At 42.4% G+C, this 12,852-nt stretch carries 13 protein-coding genes; 4 read left to right on the top strand and 9 right to left on the bottom strand.

Going from position 1 to position 12,852, the window contains the following annotated elements:
- Window positions 1-101 precede the first annotated feature (101 nt).
- Complete coding sequence (locus ACS8FA_RS21100; protein WP_439265168.1) at window positions 102-1,196, top strand: NADH:flavin oxidoreductase/NADH oxidase; 1,095 nt, start codon at window positions 102-104, stop codon at window positions 1,194-1,196.
- Between the two features lie 172 nt (window positions 1,197-1,368).
- On the opposite strand, the gene ACS8FA_RS21095 is transcribed toward ACS8FA_RS21100, so the two are convergent.
- The 3 genes from ACS8FA_RS21095 to ACS8FA_RS21085 all read right to left on the bottom strand — a co-directional run bounded on the left by ACS8FA_RS21095 (window position 1,369) and on the right by ACS8FA_RS21085 (window position 3,675).
- Complete coding sequence (locus ACS8FA_RS21095) at window positions 1,369-1,980, bottom strand: hypothetical protein (RefSeq protein ID WP_439265166.1); 612 nt, start codon at window positions 1,978-1,980, stop codon at window positions 1,369-1,371.
- A 222-nt stretch (window positions 1,981-2,202) separates the two neighbouring features.
- Window positions 2,203-2,802 (bottom strand): hypothetical protein, encoded by a 600-nt coding sequence (locus tag ACS8FA_RS21090; RefSeq protein WP_439265164.1) that lies wholly within the window; start codon window positions 2,800-2,802, stop codon window positions 2,203-2,205.
- Between the two features lie 600 nt (window positions 2,803-3,402).
- Window positions 3,403-3,675, bottom strand: a complete 273-nt coding sequence (locus ACS8FA_RS21085) for an OsmC family protein (RefSeq protein ID WP_439265162.1) — start codon at window positions 3,673-3,675, stop codon at window positions 3,403-3,405.
- Between ACS8FA_RS21085 and ACS8FA_RS21080 the strand changes: the two genes are divergently transcribed.
- Together ACS8FA_RS21080 and ACS8FA_RS21075 are read left to right on the top strand one after the other, a co-directional pair.
- A complete protein-coding gene (locus ACS8FA_RS21080) occupies window positions 3,670-3,810 on the top strand; it encodes a hypothetical protein (RefSeq protein WP_439265160.1) in 141 nt (46 codons plus the stop codon). The two genes, ACS8FA_RS21085 and ACS8FA_RS21080, sit on opposite strands and share 6 nt — an antisense overlap.
- A gap of 537 nt (window positions 3,811-4,347) precedes the next feature.
- Window positions 4,348-4,611: a hypothetical protein gene (locus ACS8FA_RS21075; protein ID WP_439265158.1), complete on the top strand. Its 264-nt coding sequence runs from the start codon at window positions 4,348-4,350 to the stop codon at window positions 4,609-4,611.
- Window positions 4,612-4,658: 47 nt separating this feature from the next.
- Here the strand turns inward: ACS8FA_RS21075 and ACS8FA_RS21070 are convergent, their stop codons facing one another.
- Entirely contained in the window at window positions 4,659-5,306 is a 648-nt protein-coding gene (locus ACS8FA_RS21070; RefSeq protein WP_439265156.1) for a glutathione S-transferase, read from the bottom strand.
- Window positions 5,307-5,398: 92 nt separating this feature from the next.
- Entirely contained in the window at window positions 5,399-7,018 is a 1,620-nt protein-coding gene (locus ACS8FA_RS21065) for a phosphatase PAP2 family protein (RefSeq protein ID WP_439265154.1), read from the bottom strand.
- A gap of 176 nt (window positions 7,019-7,194) precedes the next feature.
- Between ACS8FA_RS21065 and ACS8FA_RS21060 the strand changes: the two genes are divergently transcribed.
- Window positions 7,195-8,211 carry a bile acid:sodium symporter family protein gene (locus ACS8FA_RS21060; protein WP_439265152.1) on the top strand — a complete coding sequence of 339 codons (1,017 nt, stop codon included), beginning with the start codon at window positions 7,195-7,197 and terminating at the stop codon, window positions 8,209-8,211.
- Between the two features lie 264 nt (window positions 8,212-8,475).
- Here ACS8FA_RS21060 and ACS8FA_RS21055 read toward each other — a convergent pair whose 3' ends face one another.
- From ACS8FA_RS21055 to ACS8FA_RS21040, 4 genes are read right to left on the bottom strand one after another with little or no spacing between them, the layout of a single operon-like run.
- On the bottom strand, window positions 8,476-9,270 hold the full coding sequence (locus ACS8FA_RS21055) for an SDR family oxidoreductase (protein WP_439265150.1): 795 nt from the start codon (window positions 9,268-9,270) through the stop codon (window positions 8,476-8,478).
- A 26-nt stretch (window positions 9,271-9,296) separates the two neighbouring features.
- Window positions 9,297-10,259, bottom strand: a complete 963-nt coding sequence (locus ACS8FA_RS21050; protein WP_439265148.1) for an SDR family oxidoreductase — start codon at window positions 10,257-10,259, stop codon at window positions 9,297-9,299.
- Window positions 10,252-11,139 carry a bile acid:sodium symporter gene (locus ACS8FA_RS21045; protein WP_522901992.1) on the bottom strand — a complete coding sequence of 296 codons (888 nt, stop codon included), beginning with the start codon at window positions 11,137-11,139 and terminating at the stop codon, window positions 10,252-10,254. Before ACS8FA_RS21045 ends, ACS8FA_RS21050 begins: the two co-directional genes overlap by 8 nt.
- The gene (locus ACS8FA_RS21040; protein ID WP_439265144.1) at window positions 11,136-12,452 is read right to left on the bottom strand and encodes a flavin-containing monooxygenase; all 1,317 of its coding nucleotides are present in this window, start codon (window positions 12,450-12,452) and stop codon (window positions 11,136-11,138) included. Before ACS8FA_RS21040 ends, ACS8FA_RS21045 begins: the two co-directional genes overlap by 4 nt.
- Window positions 12,453-12,852 lie beyond the last annotated feature (400 nt).

Raw genomic sequence — 12,852 nt, 5'->3', positions numbered from 1 at the left:
TTCATCTCCACCAACTATTCAAGCGGTAATCATATAAGTCATTTATATCGCTTTTGCATTTTATTTTCAGTGCCTTTAGCCGTGTTTTTTAAGGATTCACCATGAGCCAGCTTTTTTCGCCTTTGAAACTTGGGCAACTCACATTAGATAACCGTATTATCATCGCACCCATGTGTCAGTACTCTGCCAATGATGGCGCGGCAAGTGATTGGCATACGATCCATTTGGGCCAAATGAGTTTGAGCGGCGCAGGACTACTTATTTTAGAAGCAACAGCGGTCAATCCACAAGGCCGTATCAGCTATGCTGATTTAGGTTTATGGGATGACAGGACGCAAGCGGCACTAGATAAAACGCTAACAGCAATCAGACAGTACAGCCCGATGCCGATAGGCGTACAACTTGCCCATGCTGGGCGTAAAGCGTCAACCGAAAAGCCATGGGACGGTGGCGGTTCGATTGCCTCTGATGAGATAAATGGCTGGCAAACGATCGCACCGTCGGCGCTTGCCTATGACGAAAACTCTACTGTACCCACAGCAATGGAACAAAATGACATTGATGCGCTAATAAATGATTTTGTGAATGCGGCAAAACGTGCAGATGCGTTGGGCCTTGATTTGATTGAGCTTCATGGGGCGCACGGTTATCTATTACATCAGTTTTTGTCGCCACTTTCTAATAACCGTGATGATCAATACGGCGGCAACCTTGAGAACAGAATGCGCTTGTTACTTGAGGTGTTTACAGCGGTTCGGACTGAGTTTTCAAGTGAAAAGCCTGTGGGTGTGCGTGTTTCTGCAACCGATTGGGTTGAAGGCGGCTGGGATCTCACACAAACGATTGAGCTGGCTAAAGCTTTGGAGGCGTTAGGCTGTGATTATATCCATGTGAGCACCGCAGGACTTAGCCCAGACCAGAAGATCCCTGTAGAGCCTAACTTCCAAGTGCCTTTTGCAACCGCAATAAAAGAAGCCGTCAATATACCCGTCATCGCAGTGGGCTTAATCACCGAAGCCGAACAAGCGCAAAGCATCATTGCTGAGCAGCAAGCGGATGCGGTTGCATTGGCACGCGGTATACTTTATGACCCGCACTGGCCTTGGCACGCTGCTGCCGAGCTTGGCGCAACTGTCAAAGCGCCTAAACAATATCTGCGCTCAAGCCCACATGGCAAGCCGTCTCCGATAGAATAACTGTATAGGCAATACTGGCTCAATGGGCTAAAACTTATTGAGCCTTGCTGTTACAAATAGAGTCTTTAGCGAGTGCTTTTCAGCGTAGAAGTCGCTAAAACGCTAGCTTAGTCTGTTTTGAATAATTGAGAGGGAAGAAAAAGTTAATATAGCTTGAGTGTCGATTGGCGGCTCAGGCACATGAGGAGAATCTGGTAACGCCTGCATTTGCGACAAAGTGATCGTAATATTTTCGCGCCTCATCCTCTGGTCCTAGCGCAACGTCGATGAGCATTTGAAGACTCCATACGGGACCAGGTACTACCTGATCTAAGTCTAGATCTGCGGGGTAAGCTTCTGGGTCTATTGCCATTTCTAAGTTTTCAAACCACCAAATTTCTATCTTCCTCAATAGGCCAATTATTTCTTTAAATGCTTCGGCAACATCAAATTCTACACCTGACGAGGTAAATGTGAGCATCTCGTGAGCTAAGGTGTTGCGACACCTTTTGATATGCTCAAATTTCTTTAAATCTTCATCATCAATAGCATCTATATCTTGTAACCATTTCAACGATGCATAGAGTTGGCTTCTGTTTAGGCTAAGCACCTTTTCTTTATATTCAGGGCTAACAATCATCCCATTTTCATCGAATCCATTTATAAAGAAACCTTCGATCTTTTCGATAATACTACTCTTGAGCATTTCGAAAGCCATCGAAAATATAGAGGCGGTAATGATATTTGTTTTAAGCGTCTCAGGATGAAGTACTCGCTCCCATGATGCTTTAATTTTTTCATCCATGCTCGATCTCGATAAATAAAATTAACAGCTTATTCTGTCCCATTTTTATGATTTATAATTTATGATACTCCAAAACGACATATATCACATTGCTCAATAATTCCAATATAAACAGCTAATTAAAATATCCAAAAATAACGGCTTATTAATAGGCTAAGAATAGTCGACTCTAATTAGTACCGAAGGAGAAAACCAACTGTTCTTTCCTTTTGAATTGACTCGTTAGAGCTCTATTTCATCGGCCTTTAAGGCTTTAGGATACTTCTCTCTTCGGTACCACAATATAGATGCAGGCAATAAAGTATAAAGAGCGCCTGTAATAATAAATGCAATTTTTAGCGCTCGTTTATCGTCTACTGATTTTTCGTTTACTACAATCTCTACTATTTCATCTGGTAACAACCCGAGAATAAATACAGACAAGCCCAATATTATTGCAATCCAGAAAACTAATTTTCTATTAGCGAAGATAAACCCAAATGGCGATTTAACATTAATAGGTTTATTTGAATAGACGCTACCGAGATCTTCGACTCCTTTTGGGAGACCTTTAATTGTGCCTATAATTTTAGGGTAAAGATTTTCACTATCATGCAAAATCTCAATAGTCGCTCCGTCTTTAGGATCTAAATATGAAAAGTTAATTACTAATTCATTATTTCTATCTTCATCTTTAGAAAGTGAAAAATCATTGATATCCCGAGTGTTTTTAATAACATTAAAACTTAAAATATTTGAACCTTCAGGAAAAGAAAATCTTAGTAAATCAGATTCAACAATATCTTCTCCACTTAGAACTTCAGTTCCATTATTCCAAATCACAATAGTTGTCTTTGTCAACCTTTCGACCTCGGTACCTTTAAACAAAACACACACATCATCGGGTAAGTTATCCTCTCTGCGTCCTAATAGTCTTAGTGACGATTTTTGATATGATGGCTTGGCAGTGCTTCGTGAAAATTTGTAAGAAAACATTCCTACTATACCGAAAACAACACCCACAACACCTATCACTGAGCTGAGCCAACCCAACCTTGGTTGAAAAAATTAAAGATTGCATCCATTATTTAAATAATCTCCAATATTCAAAAGAGCCCCAACAAGGCTGTAGAATAACCCTGACAGCCAAATTTAACTAAAAAAAGAGTTACTGCAATTAATTCTAAATGTTTTTAGAATATTAAATAATGCATTTGGACTCCTTAAAACAGGCTGTTTTTCTTAGAAAAGAGTAATTCTACAGCCTAAACGCCTTATTAAGAAGCTAAAAATAGTTAGCTGAAAATAGTCATAAAGTAAAAAATCACCTGTTATCTGTCTGTGTTCAACAGCTTATTAAACAAGGATTTCCGTAACCACCTTAGTTTTCACCGAGTTCGCGATAAAACATTGCTCATGCGCCTGATAATGCATTTTTCCTAGCTACGCCATGGTCGGCTGCTTATCACCTGAGAATTTAACCTGCGGTTTTAGGATGACTTTCGTCATTGAGACTTTACCGTCGCTGTTTTTTTCCATTGTTCCTACTGCATTGTCTATATATGAATCAATGATATATTTTCTTTTGGCGGCAATAGATAAAAAGAAAAGCATGTGGCAGCCTGAAAGAGAGGCCAAAAAAGCCTCTTCAGGATCTACATTTTCCTCAACAGGATAAGGCAAGGGCCCCACATGAGGAGAAGATGAAGCTTGCACGACAACACTGCCATTAAATATCCATTCGTGCCCTCAGCTATATTTATTATCAATAACGATGTCGCAGCATTAGGTCTAGACCCTCAAGCTGTCTATGAAAAAGCCAAAGAAGCTAGTGCGGCTTGTAAGGTTTAAACGACATTACTCATTTATTAATCATTTAGGAGAGTAAATCGTGAAAGCCGCTATGAAATGGGGAGCACTATTTGCTTTAGCCAATGATCTGGATGAATATTGAGTTAATAACAGTCTGGTTCATTGAAAAATGACTAAACTTTCTTAATCATCAACGCATTTAATATGCCTACTAAACAAGGGGCGACTTATCTTAAGTCGCCCCTTTTTATGTCTCATCACTGTTAGTCGTTTAGACCCTTTCGAGTCCACGCAAAAACTACCATGCCTCTCATTTTGTAACTATGACTTCAGATAAAGTTGAGTAAGTATCGTCTCTAGAGTGTTGCTAGCCTGCCGACCCTTAGCGAAAAGCTCCTAAGATTGTATTAATGGTTCAGTATCTGCTAGAGAAAGTCACCTTTCTTTAACTTTCATAAAAGTACGTAACGCTATAACTCGCTATTATCTACTTATTCAATAAAGCGACGTTCAACTCAGATACCTTTAACCATTAAATAAACACGCTTACTTATAATCAGCCTAAAGGACCTTACTATGAAAAACTTCAACATGAAAAAAATCGCTATTAGCTCACTATTGGCCGTATCTACTTGCTTTGCTATGATCGGTCCAGCGAGTGCTGCCCAACAAGTTGTCGTGGTCAAAGACAAGCATCAAACAAAACAGGCTGTCGTCGTTAAAGCAAAGCCCAAAGCGAAACAAGTGGTCGTGGTTAAAGCAAAACCTAAAGCCAAAAAAGTAATCGTTGTGAAAGACAAACATCCAGCACAAAAAATGGTCGTTGTGAAGTCAAGATAGACCAAGCAAGATTGATACCCTATACAGCTTATGTAGAACCCGCTATATTAAGCAGGGAACACCACTACCTCATCGCCTTCCTGCCATGGCTGAAACTTAGTCATGGCTTGTACAAATAACGGATGTTCCAACCAATATTGTAACCACAGCTGTAGCTTGGGGTAAGGCAAACTATAAAAGACATCACGATCTACATGGGCAAATTGACGAACGAACGGCATGATACCGATATCAGCAACCGTCACGCTATTGCCTAGTAGATAGGTATTCTTAGTTAATAACGCTTCTAACTTCTGCAAAAAAACTTCACCTTTTTGTCGATATTCTATTTGAGTCATCTCAGGGTGACGATCGGCATACTTGTAACGATCGAGCCACTGCTTAAACTCATTGTCGTTTTGTGCTATCAGTGCATTAGCCTCAGATGAAACCTTTTCATCCAGCAGTCCCTGAGGATCGTTTTGCTCAAGCGCCCACATCATGATCTCCGCACTCTCTTCAATTACGGATCCATCTGAAAGCTGTAACACAGGCACCGTGCCTTTTGGACTAATCGCTAGCATCTGCTCTGGCTTATTCTTTAGCGTGATTTCTCGCAGCTCTGCGGACAGCTCGGCAAATAGAATGCCGAGACGAGCGCGCATAGCATAAGGGCAGCGACGAAAAGAATACAAGCGAGGCAATAAGGTGTTCATAGATTCCTCCATAGTTGAATAGGAATTAAGCAATAGGTAAAAAGAAAATAAAGAAAAACCAGCAGACACAAATCGACTGACATCGATAGTTATTAAGACGCTGTTGAATAGGTGACAGACTTATAAGTGGCCATAGTTTCTATCAATGACTTTGGCAGATAAGCACCTTTCAGGTGCGCGTGCGGATAATGCTGCTCAATCCACGATTGATAGTTATGGACAGTTAGCGTACCACAATATAATAAATATAAAACCTGCACGCCGATGCTACGCGACAGACCCATTACGCAATGAAAATTGATGAGTGTGATGAGGCTATCCTTTATCTGATTATCTTCTACCTGATTACCCTCTACCAAACTCTCATTATTAGCGGTTATCGCTTGTGTCTCTGCGGATTGTATTAAAGCGTCAATTTGTTGAAATAGATTAATATAATATTGGAGCAATACGTCATTTAATGGCTGCAAATCCAACAAAGGTAAATACAAGTAATGAACTGTCGTACTCACGCTGCTATTAGCAGCTATTTTAAGATTATGAGCGTGGCTAGATATCTCAGCAGCTAAATCAACAACGATAATCTGACAATAAACTGAGTACGGTAGTTTTTCTGGCACAATCGACCGTTCTAGTAAATCGTAGCCAAACAACCAATACGTTAAATGTCTACTTAGATCCGTCTGCATTAATCGAGGTGAGGCCACAACGGTGAGGCTTTCACTAATAGCATACGGTGTGAGTGGATATTTTTGGCCTTTCGAGAAAACTTTGAAATACCACTGTCCCAAAAATGACATGCCATTGTAAATAATAATGATTGGCGCAAACTTCATCCAAGTATATACCGTGAGTCGACCGCTACTGGATTTTTGAAACCAGCGTATATCCCGTATTGGCTTGTCCCGTTGATAGGCCAAAGCCAACATCGTAAAACTGATCAGCCAATATGAAGCAATAATAAGAGCTAAAGTTTCTATAGATTCAAACGCTATCATACTCATATTAGCAAAGTAAAACCCTGCTATCGCTATCAATAAGAACCCTATTACTCCCAATGTCAGATGCTTGATTACCAGTGCATTTCGGATTCGATTTGAGATCATAAGCACCGAAACTGCCAACACTACCCCGCCGAACATATCTAGCAAATGATGTTGATACGTCAACACTGTCGACAGGGCAATCAATGTACATATGCCAGTCAGCAACAATCGATAAGCCGCTAAAATCCATCTCTTTTTAGACGCTACAACATCCCATAATGATACGCCAAGCAACATGGCATAACTGACATGCAATGATGGGAGCTGATTGAATGGCTTGTCCACCAACTGCAAAAACTGATAGCCAAACTGCGTCCAATCATCAGGTATCGATCGATTGAATGAGAAACGAGCGGGATAGAGATAGAAAATCAAACAGGCAAAAATGGTCGTCAAAACTAAGCGGTAGGTCAATAAAAATAATTGCGTAGACGTCCGCACTAAGAAAAAACTAGCCACAAATAAAATCAACGACCAGCTGTAAGGAACAATCATAGCGGGAATGAAAGGAATGGTGCTATCGAACGGCGTGGCTAGGTTATGAACTTTCGATGGATAAAGTTTATACAGGGAGACACTATAAACAGTCGTCAAGTTGTAGAGTAGATAAAATATCGCTAACGCAAGACCTAGGTGTCTGAAACGTGTTGATAGATTTAGTAGCACCTAGTACCTCGTTTAACTATTGAATAAACATCTAGAAAAAACTTCAAAAATATAAATACATCTAAAGTTATTATAATAGCAACTTATTGTTGGCTAAAAACCGCCCAAACCCATTGGAAATACAGTGGTTTTGAACTTATACTTGACTATTTTCCGGACTTAGAAGGATTTGAGAAATGCAGTTTTTGAGGATGATAAGTCAGCAGTTGAGTCGATTTACGGCATTGGTTATTATTTTAGCGGCCGCTGTGACATTTATAGAGCCTGCGACTTTTTCTTGGGTGACAGGTGATACCCAAGTCATCGTTCTGGGTGTCATTATGCTCGCAATGGGTATGACACTAGGTAAAGAAGACTATAAAGTGTTGGCCCAGCGCCCGCTTGATATTTTTATCGGTTCAATTATCCAATATACCATTATGCCGATTTTAGCGATTAGCGTGTCTAGATTGTTCGACTTATCGCCTGGGTTGACACTGGGTCTAGTATTGGTTGGGACTTGTCCTGGTGGTGTGTCTTCAAACATTATGAGCTACCTTGCCAAAGGTGATGTGGCGTTTTCGGTAGGTATGACCACCGTATCAACCATCATTGCACCGTTAGTGACGCCACTTTGGCTCAATTACTTGGTCGGTCAATCTGTAGAGATGGATGGCTGGGGTATGTTCCGCTTTATGCTATTAGTGACATTGTTGCCAGTCGCTATCGGCTCTATGTTAAACATACTATTTCAAAACAAACACTGGTTTAATGATGTACGTGCGGTGATGCCAGGCGTGGCCGTATTAGCTTTCGCCGCTATCGTCGGTGGCGTTGCCGCTGTATTTGGTGATCAGTTCTTGCAGTCAGGTCTGGTCGTTATCTTGGCCATTGCGGTACACAATATCGTCGGCTACATACTGGGCTACTATTCAGGTGCACTATTTGGTATGAGCAAACCCAAAAAACGCACCATATCTATTGAGGTTGGTGTACAAAATGCAGGCTTGGCCACGGGTTTAAGTACCAAGTTTTTCCCTGGTAATGCAGAATCTGCCATCGCTGCTGCCGTCGCTTGTATCTGGCACTCTGTATCCGGCTCTATATTGGCAAATATCTTTGCTTGGTGGGATAAGCGTCAAGAAGCGAAAAATCCTACCGTCATCGAGACTAAAGAGACCATAGAGCTTGGCAAACCAATCAGAAATCATTAGTACTAATAAAGGTAATACTGAACTAGGTGATATTGAACTAGCTAGTAAAGCTAAAGCGCTATGAGTTAAAACGCTATGCTAGATTATTGTTTCTAGCATAGTGTTTTCTAATAAAGCACCTTCTAATACAGAGACTTTTAACATAGAGATTTCTAATATATAAACTTCTAATATAGCACTCTTCAGCATAGCATTTTTAGCATAGCACTATCGATAATTTTCATGAACTACTAGCCTCTCTTCTAGGTTCTCACTTAACGTAGTCTACCGTAACTCACTTCCAAAACGTTTACGCACCTGACGCAAGTATAAAGCTGGCGCAATACGCCACAGTAAACTGCCAAAGCGTGAGATAGGGTCCGGCAATATCCAACGTTTGCGCCGCTGCAAACCTTGATCGATTTGTTCGGCCATCCACTCAGCACTACGCATATTACCGATAATTGACCGCGGATGCTTTGCGATACTACCATCACGGCCGAGCGCGTGGTTCTCGATAGGTGTATCAAGAAAGCTGGGATAGACCATAAGGATATGTATACCCTCAGACTCTAGCTCCAAGCGCAGTACTTCAAAGAACTGTGCCAGCGCACCCTTTGCCGCACAATACGCTGCCCGTCCAGGAACTGGCATCCAGCCAGCCATTGAGCCGATACAGACAATTTGCCCTTTAGATTCTCGTAGCATCGGTAACGCAGCCATGGTCAGCTCCACTGCTCCTTGCCAATCTACCGCCATGACTTTGCGAAACACCGTAGGGTCAGTCTGATGTGCTGGTGATCGATGGGTAATCCCAGCATTGTTCACCAATAGATCAAGACGGCCAAAACGTTCACTAACTTGCTCAATAAGGCTAGCAATATCATCAACTTGAGTGATATCAGTGACGACTGTCATGACTCTAGCAGAATCTTCTAACTCACGAGTGCGGGCGATTAGCGCTTGCTCATCTATATCAGCGAGTATTAAGTGATGCCCAGCGTCATACCAGTGCCGTGCCATCGCCCAACCAAGTCCTGATGCAGCGCCAGTGATTAAAGTAACATTTATTGATGACATTGATGGCATCGATGATTATCTCCCTATCAAGGTTTACGCAATCCATTACATTCGATGAAGTACTCAAAGGTTTCGGCAGACGTTTTTGCCAAAGAGTAACCAAACTCTTCTTTGAGTCGCCTATTACTCAGTACTGGGCGATAACGCAAAAAATTAACCTGTTCTGGTCCCGTTGGTTTGCCACCCCATTTTGCCACTTGTAAGACAGCTTTAACCAAACCCACTGGCAGAGTCAATAACGGTTTATTAAGTCGGTTTGCGATATCCTTCATCGTCAGTGCGCCATCGCCTGCCATGTTGTAGATGCCAGTTTTATCCTCGCGAATACCTATTTCCATAGCACCAATCACGTCTTGATCCCAAATAAACACAAAGGGCGACTCACTGCCTTTGAGCGCAAGCACACGCGGTGCCATAAACAGACTGGTAATTTGATTGCGTGTATCAGCGCCTAGTACGGTGCCAGGTCGAAAGATCAGCTGCTGTAATTGTGGCTGCTGCTCGCGAAAATCTGCAAGCATTTCCTCGACCTGCCTTTTGTGATCCGAGTAAGCAAACTCAGGGTTACCGCGTAGTGCATCTTGCTCATCAATCCATTCAGGATTGTCAGCGTGATATCCGTAGGCAGCACCCGAGCTGGTGATCGTTATATGTGCGACACCTGCTTTGATGCAGCAATCAAGTACGTTATGCGTGCCATTGACATCGATATCATAGTCACGAGCACGATCTTTTGACGCTTGCAAGATAGAGGCGAGATGCACGACATGAGTGATCCCCTCTTCTTTTAGTAACGTTGCCAAACCCTCATCACGCACGTCTAATACGTGAATTGGAAAGTCTAGATCATTGCGCTTGCGAATATCTGTGCCGACGACATGGTAATGAGTAGCCAGACGATTGCCCAATTGATGGCCGATGTAACCTGCGGCACCAGTGATTAATATACGCTTGTTCACTATGCTTTTATTTATTACGCTTTTATTCATAGGGTATCCGTGCCCAAATTTGTGAAAGTGTCAGTCCTGACACCAAATGCCATACGCCCCAGAATGCCGTGATCAGCATCATGCCACCTGCCTCTGGGAAAAAAGTAAATAAAATAACCAGTCCTAGCCCTGAGTTTTGTATTCCTACTTCTAAAGTCACCGCGCGCCGATCCGCGACTGGCAACTTGAGCATCAGCCCCATGCCATAACCTAACGAAAGCGCCAAGAAATTATGACCAACGACCAACCAAAAGAAGCTATGAAAACGCTCTAAAAATAGCGCGAAATTGCTAGAAAAGGCGATTGCCACAAAAGCCATCAGCACGAGTAGCGAGAAAATACGTAGCGGTTTTTGGATACGTACGACCAGATCAGGTAAGCGTCGCCCTGTTACCATCCCTAGCACTAAAGGTAACGCTAGCACTAATAGAACCAGTATCAGAATACTACTAGGCTCAATCGTTATCTTTGTCAGATACTCACGTGTGTGTGGGTTAAGCCAACCATAAAAGGCAAAATTGACTGGTGTTAATATAGCCGCAGCAAGACTTGATACCGCTGTCATACTGACTGACACCGCGACATTACCGCGTGCCAGCCAAGTCATAATGTTAGAAAAACTACCACCTGGGCAAGACGCGACCAAAATCATTCCTAGCGCCAACTCGGGATCGATATTCAACGCCCACGTAAACAGACACGTGGCTAGGGGCAATAGAAAGAATTGAGCAAACAGACCTGCTATCGGCGCAATGGGAGACAAAACGATACGCTTAAAATCTTCGAGACGTAAACTCAATGACACGCCAAACATCATCAGCGCCAAGATGAGATTGAGCAGAATCAAGCTCCGTGGCTCAAACGCCACTGCCGCTATCATACCTCTGATGCCAATACAGGCTGTTCTGTTTCGAGCTCAGCGATATGCTTGGACAGCGTCTCTAAGTATTCATCTTTATTCACGTAATATGCCATACGTGCAAGCTTAATATAGTCATAGCCCCCATCGAGTGTCTTGCCAGCTCGCTTACGCTTCACTTTATTGAACTGTTTGACAGCTGCTGTATTTTGCTGACGCTGCTGAATATATAGTGCGACAAGCCGAGCTTGTTGATTTCGACCTTCCCACCCCAACCCTGCGGCCTCAACCATACCCATCATAAATAAATTATTATGCTCAGGATGAAAGACATTCATATAAAGCTGCGGCGCGTCATGATTGGCAGGCCAATTGAGCTGCGCGCGCTCAATAAATGGATAATCTAGTAAATACCCAGTCGCCATAAGAATCAAATCATAATCCTGACTTTCCCCATCACTAAAGCTCACCGTATGACCATCGATGCGGCGAATATCACGACGCGCTTTAATATCGCCATGACCCAAATGATGTAATACCAATGAATTGACCACAGGGTGTGATTCGTACATGCGATAGCTTGGGTTTGGCAGTCCATAATCAGAAGGTTTTCCGATGACCATACGAATCATCGCCGCATCCATGCGCTGCTTAACTGGACGCGGTAACTTTAGTTTTCCGCCTAGTGTGTCAATCGGCTGACCCTTGATAAATTTGGGCAGAAAGTAATAACCGCGGCGTAGACTGATATCTACTGATTTGGCATGATGTACCGCATCAACGGCGATATCAGCGCCCGAGTTACCACACCCAACGATCAACACACGTTTGTCTTTAAACACTGACGGGCTACGATATTCAGAAGAATGCATCAACGTGCCTGCAAACGTATCTGGCAAACTTGGTATATTAGGGGTATGTAAAGTACCATTTGCCATGAGCAAACCATCAAACAGTCGCGATTGCTTTTGACCATTGCACTCGCTAACTAAGCGCCAACCATCCTCTTCAGGCACCATGCTGATCACGCGCGTGGAGAATTCATAATGTGATTTTAGATTGAACGTATCTGAAAAGTCGCGGAAGTACTGACGGAGCTGGGTATGATGAGGATACGCCGCGACTGAGTCACTCATAGGAAACTCTTTGAACTCCGTCATACGCTTGGACGAAATCAAATGGGCACTTTCATACATGGTACTGTGCGGATTGTCGATATCCCATAGACCCCCTACATCTGTATGTAGCTCAAAGCCGACAAAAGGAATATTGAGTTTTTGCAAATTTCGAGCTGCAGCGAGCCCCATTGGACCTGCTCCAATTACTGCGTACATAAGCGCCACCTTAAAAATCCATTTCAATTATATAAATCAGTCAATTCCGTTTGACTGCACCTCTGGTGGGCGATACCAGCGTACTCCATGCCCCTGATAAAACAATAGCATACATTGATACGTGAACTGGCTCAAATGAATAAATTGTCCATATAGACTACTTATAATAGGCAAACCAACCATCTGCTTTATACTTCTTTTTTACTGATCCTAAAGAGCCCACCCTACTCTTCACCAGATGTAAAAGCACTGCCCTATTTATAAACGACGCTATTAGCACTTCATTAAGTGAAATCCCTGCTTTACTCAAAGCTAGTGTATTTAAAATTGACTCAGTAATTCATTGTAATAGAAATGATTATCATTATAATAACGATTTAAATTACATGCTGGAAATATT

This window comes from Psychrobacter sp. 1Y1, from assembly GCF_051847395.2.
Lineage (GTDB): Bacteria > Pseudomonadota > Gammaproteobacteria > Pseudomonadales > Moraxellaceae > Psychrobacter.
Note: the sequence above shows the minus strand (reverse complement) of the source record. Positions and strands in the feature narration are given on the sequence as shown.

What these genes read in the sequence shown, in the direction of transcription:
- ACS8FA_RS21040 (WP_439265144.1), bottom strand. Translation starts at nt 12,452, where the DNA reads ATGTACGCAGTAATTGGAGCAGGTCCAATGGGGCTCGCTGCAGCTCGA.
- ACS8FA_RS21095 (WP_439265166.1), bottom strand. Translation starts at nt 1,980, where the DNA reads ATGGATGAAAAAATTAAAGCATCATGGGAGCGAGTACTTCATCCTGAG.
- ACS8FA_RS21060 (WP_439265152.1), top strand. Translation starts at nt 7,195, where the DNA reads ATGCAGTTTTTGAGGATGATAAGTCAGCAGTTGAGTCGATTTACGGCA.
- ACS8FA_RS21045 (WP_522901992.1), bottom strand. Translation starts at nt 11,139, where the DNA reads ATGATAGCGGCAGTGGCGTTTGAGCCACGGAGCTTGATTCTGCTCAAT.
- ACS8FA_RS21050 (WP_439265148.1), bottom strand. Translation starts at nt 10,259, where the DNA reads ATGAATAAAAGCGTAATAAATAAAAGCATAGTGAACAAGCGTATATTA.
- ACS8FA_RS21100 (WP_439265168.1), top strand. Translation starts at nt 102, where the DNA reads ATGAGCCAGCTTTTTTCGCCTTTGAAACTTGGGCAACTCACATTAGAT.
- ACS8FA_RS21075 (WP_439265158.1), top strand. Translation starts at nt 4,348, where the DNA reads ATGAAAAACTTCAACATGAAAAAAATCGCTATTAGCTCACTATTGGCC.
- ACS8FA_RS21055 (WP_439265150.1), bottom strand. Translation starts at nt 9,270, where the DNA reads ATGTCATCAATAAATGTTACTTTAATCACTGGCGCTGCATCAGGACTT.
- ACS8FA_RS21070 (WP_439265156.1), bottom strand. Translation starts at nt 5,306, where the DNA reads ATGAACACCTTATTGCCTCGCTTGTATTCTTTTCGTCGCTGCCCTTAT.